Genomic DNA, 13,006 nt, shown 5'->3' with positions numbered 1-13,006 from the left:
TGGTATTTTCAGTCAAAATTATTGATTTACTTTTACCATTGAAGCACGTAATACTCTGTCATTCAATTTATAACCTGGTTGTAACTCTTCTGTGATTTGTCCAGATTCATAATCAGGATGATCATCTTGAATTACAGCTTGATGATAGTTCGGATCAAATTGTTCGCCTTCTGTTTTGATACGTTCTAATCCGTTATCCTCAAGTGCTTTAGTAAGGCTATCATAAACCATTTCTACACCTTTTTTAAGTGAATTGAATGATTCATCATTACCTTCTATTTTTAAAGCGCGCTCAAAATTATCTAATGCAGGCAATACATCAGTAAGTACACTTTGAGCTTGATATTTCTTTTGAATTTGTGCTTCATTTTGAATACGTCGTTTATAATTTTCAAATTCAGCATACAAACGAAGATACTGTTCTTCTTTTTCATCTAGCTTAGATTTTAAAGATGCAATTTCTTCATCTTTTGGATCTACAGTTTCAGTCTCTTCGCTAATTTCTGAACTACTTTCATTTTCAGTTTGAACATCTTCTACAGGTTCAGAAGATAAATTTTCGTTCTGTTCCTGTTCAATTTTTTCTTCGTTATCACGAATGTCTTTTTCCTCTGACATTTTCAAACCTCCATTACATTTAAGCATGCGTGTATGCCTATTTTATGATATTCGACTAAGCAATTGTATCACGTTTTGATAACGCATTGCTGTAGGACCAATAACAGCAATATAACCATTCAAATCTTTTTCGATTTGATATGGACTGGTAAGAATGGCTACACCATGCAAATTGTTCTCAATTTCAGTACCAATGCGTATATTGATTGGATGATTAGAAATTTTATGAATAAATTCTGTAATCTGCTCAGACTCAATATACTTCAAGATAGGTTGAATGGATGCAACATTTGATTCATTTAACCCCTCAATTAATTGATGTTTGCCACCTAAATAGACATGAGATGATTCGTCTTTATTGTATTGTTCAATTAACTGATAAATATGCATGATTAAGTTTATTTCTTTATCATCAAAGCCTAACATACGATACATTTCAAAATGATGATTTTGGCCATCGTTGAGAAATGTATGAATACTTTGAGAAAGATAATTTGAAACTTTAATAATAGATTGATCATCAATGGTTTGCTGTGTGGAAACATGCAAATGTTTTACATGTCCAGTTTTATAAACCAGTACGACAATTAAATGATGAGGGTTTACCTTCATTAAATGTACATCTAAAATGGTGGACTTTGAATGATCAGGTCCTATTACAAGAGTTGTGTAATGTGTTTGATTTGAAAACACTTTTGCAAAGTTATCTAATGTAGATGAAATATCATAATGATGATTGACAAACATTTCATGTAAACTGAGATGACTTTGCTCATCTGAATTTAATGACGCCTCTAACAATCGATTCGCATATAGCCTAAACCCTTGTTCAGAGGGCACACGCCCAGAAGAAAAATGTGTTTTTTTAATTAAATCATTTTCTTCTAAAGACTTCATGTCGTTCCTAATTGTCGCAGGACTAACATCAACATTATGTCTTCGTATTAGTGTATTAGAACCGATTGGTTGTCCTAATTCAACATAATCTTCAACAATCGCATTTAAAATGCTTAATTGTCTTCGTGTAATCATGTTTTTCACCTCATTAGCACTCTTTTGTTTCAAGTGCTAACTATAATTTATCAAATTGGTCAAAGTAAGTCAATGTTAAAGCATCAAATATCAAAAAAGATTTTACACTTGTATAAATGCTTCAAAGACTTCATTTCCTACTATTCGTCCTTTATCTGTAAGCTTTATTTCCGTAGGTGAATTTTCGATGAGTCCTTGTTTTTCCAGCTTTAAAATTTCTTTAGAATATATGTCTTCTAACCGCCGTTGATATTTCATTTGGAATGTATCTTTATTGACACCTTGGTTCATTCTAAGTCCTAAAAACATTTCTTCCTCAATCTGTTCTTGTTCAGTCGGTTCTGTTTCAGATAACCTTGGTTTCAAACCTTGGTTGACTTTTTTAATATAATGATTAACGGGATTTACATTTGTATATCTAATCCCGTCAATATAGCCACTTGCGCCAGCACCAAACCCATAATAACTTTCATTTTTCCAATAAACTTTATTATGTGCAGATTCATGATTGGCTTTTGCGAAATTAGAGATTTCATATTGGTGTAATTCACTTTTTTTGATTCGATTCATCAAGAAATGATACATTTCAGCACCAATATCTTCATTAGGTAGCTTTAACTTTCCTTTTCGATATTGGTTATAAAATTGGGTCTGAGGTTCTAAAATAAGTCCATAACTTGATAAATGATCTATATTTAAAGATAAAGCTTCATCAAGACTAGTTTGAAATTGTTTTAAAGTTTGACCCGGCAAATGATACATCAAATCTAAACTAATAGATGGAATGTCATAATATCTTGCATTTTCAATTGCTTGATAAATATCGGATTTTTGATGACTACGCCCTAAAGTTTTGAGTAAATCATCATCAAACGTTTGGACACCAAGTGACAAACGATTTACCCCATATGATTTGAGTAAAGCTACTTTTTCAGCCGTTAATTCATCTGGGTTAGCCTCAAAAGTGTATTCTCCTGAAATTTTAAATTGTTGTTGAATCGTTTCTAATAGGTATGTGAGTTGCTCTACTGACAAAGCTGTAGGGGTCCCTCCGCCCACAAACAATGTCTCCAAAGTAGAAGCATTTGATTGCTTTATTTCCTCTCTTAAGCATTGTAAATAAGCATCAACTGGTTGATTTTGAATGAAATATTTATTGAAATCACAATAAGTACAGATTTTAACGCAAAAAGGAATATGAATATATGCACTTTTCACTGTCATCATGTCACCCCATAAAATATGCCCCCTAAACACTTTAAAGTATGGGGAGCATATAACAAAATTTTATTCTTCATCCATTTTTAATACGGCTAAGAAAGCGTCTTGAGGTATTTCAACATTACCTACTGCTTTCATTTTCGCTTTTCCTGCTTTTTGTTTTTCTAATAATTTACGTTTACGACTAATGTCGCCACCATAACATTTAGATAGCACGTTTTTACCCATGGACTTAATATTTGTACGCGCCACAATTTTATGCCCAATTGCAGCTTGAACAGGCACTTCAAATTGTTGACGTGGGATAAGCGTTTTTAATTTTTCAACTAAAACTTTGCCTCGTGCATATGCAAAATCACGGTGAACGATAAAACTTAAAGCATCAACTTTATCTCCGTTTAAAAGGATATCCATCTTAACAAGGTTACTTTCTTTATTTTCGATAAACTCATAATCAAATGAGGCGTATCCTTTAGTATTTGATTTGAGTTGATCAAAGAAATCAAATACGACTTCAGATAACGGAAGTTCGTATACAATATTTACACGTATATCATCTAAATAGTCCATGTTGATAAATTGACCACGTTTACGTTGACATAATTCCATAACTGCACCCACGTAATCGTTTGGTACCATCATTGTTGCTCTTACATAAGGTTCATATATTTTATCAATTTGATCTCTCTCTGGCATTTGAGCTGGGTTGTCGACTTGTAATTGATCACCATTTCTCAATACCACTGTGTAAATAACTGAAGGCGCTGTCGCAATCAATTCAATTCCGAATTCTCGTTCAATTCGTTCTTGAATAATTTCCATGTGTAACATACCTAAAAATCCAGTTCTATATCCGAATCCGAGTGCTTTTGATGATTCGGGCTCAAACTCAAGAGAAGCATCATTAAGTTGTAATTTTTCTAATGCTTCACGTAAATCGTTATAATCTTTATTATCGATTGGAAATAAGCCACAGTAAACCATCGGATTCATTTTCTTATACCCTTTTAATGGTGTCTCAGCAGGGTTTTCAGCATGTGTGATAGTATCACCAACTCGAGAATCGTCTACATTTTTAATGCTTGCAATAATATAACCTACATCGCCTACTGTTAATTCGTTTACAGGCAATTCTTTTGGTGTATTAATTCCGACTTCAGTCACTTCGAACGTTTTTCCTGTCGCCATCATCTGAATGCGGTCGCCTGCTTTAACGACACCGTCAACGACTCTTATAGATGAAATAACCCCTCTATATGGATCATATTCTGAGTCGAAGATTAAAGCTTTTAAAGGTGCACTAGGGTCACCATCTGGTGGTGGTACCATTTCAACAATTTTTTCTAAGATTTCATCTATACCTATGTTTGATTTTGCACTTGCTAATACTGCATCGTCCTTATCTAAACCGATGACGTCTTCAACTTCTTGTTTGACGCGTTCAGGTTCTGCGGCAGGTAAATCTATTTTATTAATAACAGGAATAAGCTCTAAGTCATTATCCAATGCTAAATATACATTCGCTAATGTTTGTGCCTCTATTCCTTGAGCAGCGTCAACGACTAAAATCGCACCTTCACACGCAGCAAGAGAGCGAGAGACTTCATAAGTAAAGTCGACGTGACCTGGTGTATCAATAAGGTGGAAAGTATAAGTTTCACCATCATTGGCTTCATATTTTAAGCGAACTGCATTTAATTTAATTGTGATTCCACGTTCGCGTTCTAAATCCATTGAATCTAATAGCTGTGCTTGCATTTCGCGAGATTCTACTGTTTTCGTATTTTCCAGTATACGATCTGCTAAAGTGGATTTTCCGTGATCGATATGTGCTATGATCGAAAAATTCCTGATATATTTACGTCTATTTAAACGTTCTTGATTATTCATATCATCATACTCACTTTCATAAAATTACCCGTCAATTAACGATTACATCTTTGCTATAATAACGTTTTTAAGTTATAAATGCAACTGAGTCTAGAGGTGTTTAATGTTAATATTTCTATTATAACCTATTTTCTTCAACAATCCTGAATAGGCCTTATATTTCGTGAGTTCTTATTGAATTATCAAAAATTACAGCTACACTTGAATTAATCGTTGCACATTGATTTGAGTTTTGATAGAATGAATCTTGTTGTAATCAAATTATTTTGATACCAAGATGATTATAGGAGGTGTCTTTCATGCCCAATATTAAATCTGCAATTAAACGTGTGAGAACAACTCATACAGCTGAAAGCAAAAACATTTCTCAAAAGAATGATATGCGTTCTGCAGTCAAAAATGCTAAAAAAGCTATTGAGACAAATGCCGATAATAAACAAGAATTAGTAAGCAATGCAATTAAACGTATTGATAAAGCTGCTCAAAAGAATTTAATTCATTCTAACAAAGCTGATAGAATGAAATCTAAATTGATGTCAGCAAAATAATTCAATATTTGTTTGAAAGTTATAGATTATGAGTGTGGGACATTCGTCCCCTCTAGCATTAATCAATAAAAGCTTCTATTAAGCATTAATGTGGTTATCTATTGCTGATTTCATTAATTTAATAACTTTCATAGGTTGAGACTTACCAATGTCTCAACCTTATTTTTTTTGCAACAAAATCTTAGTCATTTAATCAACCATTAGAAAAATATTAACGGTTGATTAAACAAACACTTAAAATATAATGTGGTTCGCCATAAAAAGTTGAATGAAGAAAACGCATCGTTGTACATAACGATTTGAACGTATCGCGGAACTAATCGCCATACGCTACAAGCTGAGTATAAATAATTCTAAAATTAAAACTTTATCCATATAGGAAGACTTAAGTTTATAATCTGTTTCAGCGCATCGATCAATAATCGATAATAATGATTCTAACTGATATCTTTTAACTTGGTTGAGTGCTAATTTAACTCGATAAGGGTGTGCACCAACAGTTTTAGCAATTTGTTGTCCAGAATATCCTTTTTGACTCAAAATTTTGGTTTGATAATACAATCGATAATTACTTGTGATAAGTGCTAATAATTTAATGGGTTCTTCTTTAAGCTGAATTAAATCTTTAATGAGTTGAATTGCCTTATCCTTTTGACCTTTTTGAATATATTCGGTTAATAGAAAAACATTTTGCTCAAGACTTCTATTAACAATCATTTGTATATCGTTTTTATTTATGACGGGGCGTTCTCCTACAAATAATAACAACTTATCAAGCTCTTGTTTTATAACACGATATTGTACGCCTGTTAATGATAAAAAGTGCTCTAATGCATCTTGTTTAATTTCCTTATAAGATGTATTTAAATATGTTTTAATCCAATTCAACATTTCTTGTTCTGACATTTGTTCAATTTTTTTAATTGATGCATGCTTTTTTAAAGTTTTTACAAGCTTCTTTCTCTCATCTAATTTCACTGATTGGACTTGAAATATCAGTAATGCTTCCCCATCGTATTTTTCTATAAATGCTTGTAACGCATCTGTATGAGCAATGTAATCTTTAGGCGGTTTTTCTCCTGTAAAAACGAAACTATTTTGAACAACAATCACTTTTTTATTTGAAAATAGCGGAAGTGTCAAAGCTTCTTCGATAATTGTATGAATATTGACCTCATATAAATTATACTTTACATAATTAAAATCATCCTTAGGTTCATTATCAAGATAATGATCGATGAGTTGATCTGTTTCGCGGTCTATTAACTCAGGGACCTCCCCATGAATGACGTGAATGTTTGACATACATATACTTCCTCTCTTATTTCTCAATCGTATTTATACATTATATCATGAAAAGTAAAGGTGATTCCTAATTATGAAGCTTTCTCAGTATGAATTTGATACGATGTCTTACCTTTATCATTAAATTCGATATTTATATGATGATTATCAGCGGTGTTATATACTTTTGCATGAATAGCCCTTAGCTTTTGAATAGTAGTTGGATGCGGCAAATGATAGACATTATTTCTACCTGCTGATATCAGTGCGATTTGAGGTCGTATTTCATTGATAAAGGTTGTTGATGAACTCGTTTGACTTCCATGATGTCCTACCTTTAAGATTTGAATTTTCGGTAAGCGATAATTAGCGAGTAGCTTCAGTTCATTTTTTTCTGTAGCATCCCCCATTAGTAAGATATGGGTTTGATCGATCGATGCTAAAGTAATGATTGAATGTTCATTTGGGTCAGCACTGTTTTCAATATTTGTATCCAATAGAGTAAATTTAAATGCGCCTAAATCGATAAAAGAAATGTCTTTATAGGACAATAATTTTGTATGTTGGCTTTTCGCAATATTTTGAATCCATTGCAACTTTTCTTGGTTAAAATGAGAAGGATTAATGATAATATTTTTGATTTTGATATATTTTGAAATTTGCGCAAGTTCGCCTAAATGATCACTATGATCATGAGTGATAATTAAATAATCAACATGATGAATACCCCTCTTTTTAAATAACGGATAAGTTGATTTTTCCGTGATGTTGTAGTTACGTTTTTTCATGCTCCCATGTTCAGCTACCCCACCAGTATCAATTAGGAGTGTTTTACCATTTTTATTTTGGAAGAGTATGGCATCGCCTTGTCCAACATCTAAAATTGTCATTTGGTTCGGATAATTTGGATGTAAGTGAGTCGCTATAAATAGGAAAGAAACAGCAGCCAAAAAGAACATGAGATATTTTTCATTAGAAAGGAAGTAAAGAAGAATAAAAGTAACGATTGTAATCATTAAAAATCCAACTTCTCCAAAATCTGCAATGGGAAAATGATACTGCGTAAGCGGTTGTAAACCTTTTAAAATGAAATTTTGTATCGTGAAAATAATTATCGACAAAGGCTTAAAAAGGAATAACAAAGAGGGATATATTAATGCACATAGACCTACAATGAATGAGAAAGGGATAATGACAAAACTATATAGCGGAATAAAGATAATATTGCTGATGATCCCCTGCCATTGTATTTCATTAAATTGGAGATAGTTGATTGGCAGAACAGCAACAATTGAAATCACAGATGCTAAAATAAGCGAATACGCGAATTGATACTTATTTAAAAGATCTTTCATCAAGATAAGAACACTACTAATGAGAAACGAATATATAAAACCTAGATGATAGTGATATTGAAAATTCAAAAACGACATGAAAATATACACACATGCTAATGCTTGTATCGACGTGAAATGAAAATATTTTGAAAGTATTAAAATTAACATTGTCATTAATACAGCTCTTTGTGCACTGGGGCTTGCATTAACAAACATAAGGAATAACGGCAAAAAGAGAAGTAATAGAGATTCAATCACATAAATGGGAATGGGTAACCGCTTAGTGAACATATAAAAAAACGCAATTAATATATTCACATGTGTCCCACTAATCGCATATAAATGTGATATCCCCAAGCCTCTCGCTCGGGACTTTTTGTCGCTAGACATATCATCTGTAGAGCCTGTCGCAATTGCTAATATTTCACCTTGGCCTATAAAATGATGCGCTCTAATGCGTTCAATCAAACTATTACGTGCATACATGATATAGTCTTTAAATTTGGGTTGCATGCGTATACATCTATTAAAATCAATTTTTTTAACAAAAAGAACTTCCAATTGTGAAAGGTGTTGGGGATCGTGATATATTCCCTTCACCGGACAAGCATGGTTCAGAAAGAAATTAGCATTTGGAAGGTTGATTTTAGTTTTAAAAGGCGCCTTTAAAACTAACTGTTTATTAAAGTCTGATATATTTGCCGTAAGTAACCCTTCCTTGACTGAAGGAAGAGAAGAAAAATGAATCAATACGTTCTTTTCCTCATTTGATTGTTGGGTATAGGAAGATTGAATATGTTCTAAAGGCGCATGTTGTTTCTTTTCAATCCCAAATCCAATCGACACGATTAAAAGACTGGTCACCATCAATAATTTGCTTTTTCTTTTCCTATACATAGTAATTAATATAATGAATAATAGAAAAAGCGCAGTCATTAAATGATGATAAGCGATTTGACCAATAATATAGCATAATAAGAGATAGGTCATTTTGTATTAAGAAGATAATTAGCAATAGTTTGAGCATTAAAGTCGATCTTTTCAAAATTAATTCCAGATTGCTTTAATAACTGGATTGCATAGGGATGATTATGGTAATCTTCGGCATAATAAACAGTTTTGATTCCGGCTTGAATTATAGATTTTGTGCAATTTAAGCATGGAAAATACGTCACGTAAATTGTAGCCCCCTCTGTTGAGACACCTTGCTTGGCGCATTGCAATATTGCATTCATTTCTGCATGAATCGTTCTAATACAATGACTGTCTTCTATTAAACAACCTTCATCAATACAGTGGACTTCTCCTGAAACTGAGCCATTATAGCCCCCAGCAATAATACGATTGTCTTTAATAATGGTTGCACCGACTGATAATCGAGTACAAGTCGATCTCAATGCTAGTAAATGTGATTGTGCCATGAAATAGTCATGCCATTGAATACGTTTCTATTTAAGTCACTCCTCGAAGTTATTTCCAATGATTCTTTATTAAATTATAACTTTTTCTATAGTATTTCACTAGTTAGATTCTACAATCAGACTGAAAAGTAAGATTTGATTTTCTGTTTTTACCTCAATAATTACCCGTTATAACAAATCTGAATGAGATTTCAGCATATAGATAGGTTTTACATATGAATTCACCAAAAATGATAAAGTATAAAAACGGTTTCTATACGGTTCGATCTCATACACTTTATGAGAGATTATTTAGGTTTGGGTTGTTCAACGGTAGACGCTACACCACCGTCAGCACCTTTACGTGCATCTTGTATTTTCATACAAGCACAGACTATATCTTTTCCGTTGGCATTATCCATTACGGCGAAACCACTTCCACACGCTTGTGTGTACTTCCCTCAAGAGGAATAGTCGTTGAACCTTCCTATTTCTAGGCTTGGCTGCTAGTTGCCCATTGCAAAAAACACTTAGGTTTTAACCTTATGTCATCCTGCTTATTTTTTCTGCAGTTTCGCAACCTTCACGCTTGAGTTTGATTATCTCTACGTTGTGGTCAAGCAGGCTTTAGGGTTTTCAAGCAATTCAATTTCTTTGTTGGACAGTCGTACTGTCACGATGTGCAGATTTCTCTACACACTGAATAAAAGAGGCGCTTTGACTTGAAAAATACATCTAAAATGTCAAAAGCTTAGGTCTTTTCATTATTCAAACGTTTTATCGCCGATACCTTTAATTTCTTTTAATTCATCAACAGCATTAAAGCCATTGTGTTCTTCTCTATATTTAATGATTGTTTGGGCCTTCGAAGGTCCAATTCCAGGAACTTGGGTCAAGTCTTTTTCTTCTGCTGTATTTAAATTAATGACTTGATTTGAATCTGAAGTCTCATGCTCTTTACCTAATGATTCAGCATGTGCCTCAACTTGTTGTTTATCGTTAACAGTTGGAATATAAATCATCTTTTGATCACGTAACTTTTCGGCTAAATTAACCGTTGATAAATCTGCGTTCTTAAGTGGCTGAGCTTTATCCAATAAATCCTTTATACGCGCGTTAGGTTTCATTTCGTATGTTCCCGCATGCTTTATTGCACCTTTTATATCGACTATAACTGTTGAAGGTATCGTCTGTTCATTTGGCTTGGATTGCTTATCTTTCCCAACACTTGACTCTATCAAATCACTTTGATGTGGCAGAGATATCTCATCTTTTGATTCTTTGCTGTCAAATCCCGTAAAAAAGAATATAGAACAAAGAATAATGATTAATAAAGAAATACATAGACATAAGTGAATCTTATAATGCTTAAGCAAATCAAAAACATGTTGTGTAGATCGCATAAAAAAACCTCCTTGCGTTTATTTACACGCAAAGAGGGATGGTTTTACTTCTATTTTTTTGCTATAAAAAAGAGTCGATCACTCTCACTATTTTTATTACTATAATCGAAATCATAAAATGTTTCAATATCTTTAAAACCAATTGCTTTAAGCATTTCTATATACTGTGCTTTTTCTAACGTCCGTTGAAACTGTGATTCATCTCTTCTTAAATATTGTCCATCTTCTGTTCGAATAAAAAATGTTAAGTCATGCCAAACACTATGAGGTAACTCGCCAGTCTCGGTTTGCCATACGAGCGTTAAGTCATCACGATCATCTAAATAAACTTGTTGGTTGAACTGTGTATCCATTTTATAAATACTGTGCACATCAAAGATAAAACTTCCTTGTTGTTTGAGATGATGGAAGACATGATTAAAAGTTGCCATTACATCCGCTTCTTCAACAACGTAATTTAAACTGTCACAAAGAATCGTTACTAAATCAAATTGGCGATTTAAGTTAAATGCTGTCATATCTCCTTGTATCCAATTTACATGTTCAGATTTTTGCTGTGCACGTGCTATCATCTCAGGACTTAAATCCATTCCTACTACCTCGGTCGCTAGTTGTGGTAAAAACTGTGTTAAATTACCCGTCCCGCAACCAATATCTAAGATGGAATGAGCTTGAGCCGCATGAAGCGTATCCTTTATAATGGCAAGCCATTTATCATAAGGCTGATCATCAGTTAATCGATCATAAAATACACTTAAATTCTCATATTGCATTATGAACTCATAACCTCTTTATACCCCATCATTTCTACATCTTGATAAAGTTTTTCTAAATTGTAATAACTGCGTTCATCTTTATGAAAAACATGAACAACAACATCTGCTAAATCAATTAAAATCCATCGGCCTTCATTGAAACCTTCTATACGTTTCACTGTAACGCCTTGTTCTTCCGCTTGTTCTTTAACAGCTCTTGCGATAGCTTGAACTTGTCTTTCATTGTTTCCATGACAAACTACAAAGTAATCTACAATATCAGAAATGCCATGCATATTAAGTGAGATAATATCTTCGCCTTTTTTATCGTCTGCAGCTTTAACAGCTAACATGAGTAAGTCTTTTACGTTCATTGAATCATCCTTTAATTAGAGTCATTTAAATTGTAATAATTAAGACAATCAATAGTTGATTGAAAAACATTAACATCTTTGTTCACAAGATACAATACTGTACGTTTGGATATTTCATATATTGTTTTGTCTAAGCCTACACCATTATAGGCCATATCGCGTATTTCATCTACACCGGGTGTTTTACGTCCAGGTTCGATATAGTCAGCGATAAACACTAGTTTTTCAGTTTTCGTCATTTGTTTACGCCCTGTTGTATGATTATAGATTGCTAATAAAATTTCTTTATCGTTTACACCATATTGATGTTTCATCAATGCCGCACAAACAGGACCGTGTAAAATCTCAGAACCATAACCTAAAAGCTCGTGATCTAACTGATAGCGCGTCACTTGTTGATATAAAAAGCTGAGGTCGTCATATTTACAAAAATCATGTAAAATACCTGCTAATTCCGCTTTTTCTTTATCCCCTTCATAAATATCTGCTAATTTAACAGCTGTTTCTGCAACACGCATTGAATGTTCAAATCTTTTTTTAGGTAACTTTTGCTTAACCAATTCAATTGCAAACGCTTGATCCATATAACCCCTCCTTGAAAATATACTGTTCGACATTTAACGGTACCCACATATGAATCGTTCTGTTTTGTTGACAACGTTCACGAATTTCAGTTGAGCTGATTTCGATATTAGGAATATTAATCGGTTGAATAGATTCTGACTGTGATTGGATTGGATAGCCTCTATTAACAACAATAAAAGTAACGATTTTCTTTAATTCCTTAATTTTATACCACTTGTCTAATTGTTCATATTGGTCAGTGCCAATAACAAAATAGAGTTGCGCGTCTGGCGCTTCATTTTTAATTGCGACTAATGTATCGTAAGTATAACTTTGTCCTTTACGATGTATTTCGTCTAAACGAAGTGTGCCAAATCCCAGATTTTGAATGACAAGTTCGACCATTTTTATACGATGTTTGACATCAATTAAACCGCTCGGTGTCTTTAAAGGAGACATGTAACTCGGTATAAAATAGAACGCATCCGGTCTAATCTGGTCATTTACCTCACTCGCAACCATCTCGTGACCACTGTGAATTGGATTAAACTGTCCCCCATAAATAACGATTTTTTTCATA

At 33.2% G+C, this 13,006-nt stretch carries 12 protein-coding genes and 1 pseudogene; 1 reads left to right on the top strand and 12 read right to left on the bottom strand.

The genetic code is table 11. The annotated features are described in order from the left end of the window. Nucleotides 1–18 precede the first annotated feature (18 nt). The 4 genes from grpE to lepA form a co-directional block, all read right to left on the bottom strand. Nucleotides 19–618 (bottom strand): nucleotide exchange factor GrpE, encoded by a 600-nt coding sequence (gene grpE, locus MUA40_RS05965; RefSeq protein WP_016425217.1) that lies wholly within the window; start codon nucleotides 616–618, stop codon nucleotides 19–21. Between the two features lie 42 nt (nucleotides 619–660). Next, nucleotides 661–1,650, bottom strand: a complete 990-nt coding sequence (gene hrcA / locus MUA40_RS05960) for a heat-inducible transcriptional repressor HrcA (RefSeq protein ID WP_194369343.1) — start codon at nucleotides 1,648–1,650, stop codon at nucleotides 661–663. 102 nt (nucleotides 1,651–1,752) lie between these two features. Then, nucleotides 1,753–2,874, bottom strand: coding sequence for a radical SAM family heme chaperone HemW (gene hemW, locus MUA40_RS05955; RefSeq protein WP_037559280.1), 1,122 nt, complete (start codon nucleotides 2,872–2,874; stop codon nucleotides 1,753–1,755). 63 nt (nucleotides 2,875–2,937) lie between these two features. Further along, entirely contained in the window at nucleotides 2,938–4,761 is a 1,824-nt protein-coding gene (gene lepA / locus MUA40_RS05950) for a translation elongation factor 4 (RefSeq protein WP_016425220.1), read from the bottom strand. 299 nt (nucleotides 4,762–5,060) lie between these two features. On the opposite strand from lepA, the gene rpsT reads away from it, so the two are divergent. Then, entirely contained in the window at nucleotides 5,061–5,309 is a 249-nt protein-coding gene (gene rpsT / locus MUA40_RS05945) for a 30S ribosomal protein S20 (protein WP_016425221.1), read from the top strand. 330 nt (nucleotides 5,310–5,639) lie between these two features. On the opposite strand, the gene holA is transcribed toward rpsT, so the two are convergent. From holA to nadD, 8 genes and pseudogenes are all read right to left on the bottom strand, one after another. Next, complete coding sequence (holA, locus tag MUA40_RS05940; RefSeq protein WP_167732901.1) at nucleotides 5,640–6,614, bottom strand: DNA polymerase III subunit delta; 975 nt, start codon at nucleotides 6,612–6,614, stop codon at nucleotides 5,640–5,642. Between the two features lie 71 nt (nucleotides 6,615–6,685). Next, on the bottom strand, nucleotides 6,686–8,797 hold the full coding sequence (locus MUA40_RS05935) for a DNA internalization-related competence protein ComEC/Rec2 (protein WP_228446251.1): 2,112 nt from the start codon (nucleotides 8,795–8,797) through the stop codon (nucleotides 6,686–6,688). Nucleotides 8,798–8,916: 119 nt separating this feature from the next. Then, the gene (locus MUA40_RS05930) at nucleotides 8,917–9,372 is read right to left on the bottom strand and encodes a ComE operon protein 2 (protein WP_262570086.1); all 456 of its coding nucleotides are present in this window, start codon (nucleotides 9,370–9,372) and stop codon (nucleotides 8,917–8,919) included. A 722-nt stretch (nucleotides 9,373–10,094) separates the two neighbouring features. Continuing rightward, nucleotides 10,095–10,733 carry a helix-hairpin-helix domain-containing protein gene (locus MUA40_RS05925; RefSeq protein ID WP_016425226.1) on the bottom strand — a complete coding sequence of 213 codons (639 nt, stop codon included), beginning with the start codon at nucleotides 10,731–10,733 and terminating at the stop codon, nucleotides 10,095–10,097. Between the two features lie 50 nt (nucleotides 10,734–10,783). Further along, on the bottom strand, nucleotides 10,784–11,509 hold the full coding sequence (locus MUA40_RS05920; protein WP_228480304.1) for a class I SAM-dependent DNA methyltransferase: 726 nt from the start codon (nucleotides 11,507–11,509) through the stop codon (nucleotides 10,784–10,786). Next, nucleotides 11,506–11,862 (bottom strand): ribosome silencing factor, encoded by a 357-nt coding sequence (gene rsfS / locus MUA40_RS05915; protein ID WP_016425228.1) that lies wholly within the window; start codon nucleotides 11,860–11,862, stop codon nucleotides 11,506–11,508. Before rsfS ends, MUA40_RS05920 begins: the two co-directional genes overlap by 4 nt. Nucleotides 11,863–11,865: 3 nt before the next feature. Continuing rightward, nucleotides 11,866–12,446 (bottom strand): annotated as a pseudogene (gene yqeK, locus MUA40_RS05910) (bis(5'-nucleosyl)-tetraphosphatase (symmetrical) YqeK); the annotation flags it as partial. Beyond that, nucleotides 12,424–13,005 (bottom strand): nicotinate (nicotinamide) nucleotide adenylyltransferase, encoded by a 582-nt coding sequence (gene nadD, locus MUA40_RS05905; RefSeq protein WP_262569210.1) that lies wholly within the window; start codon nucleotides 13,003–13,005, stop codon nucleotides 12,424–12,426. The gene nadD and the pseudogene yqeK, both read right to left, overlap by 23 nt. Nucleotide 13,006: the final 1 nt, after the last annotated feature.

This window comes from Staphylococcus schleiferi (assembly GCF_025558325.1).
GTDB lineage: Bacteria > Bacillota > Bacilli > Staphylococcales > Staphylococcaceae > Staphylococcus > Staphylococcus schleiferi.
The sequence above is the reverse complement of the archived record's forward strand: the minus strand, read 5'-3'. Positions and strand labels throughout refer to the sequence as shown.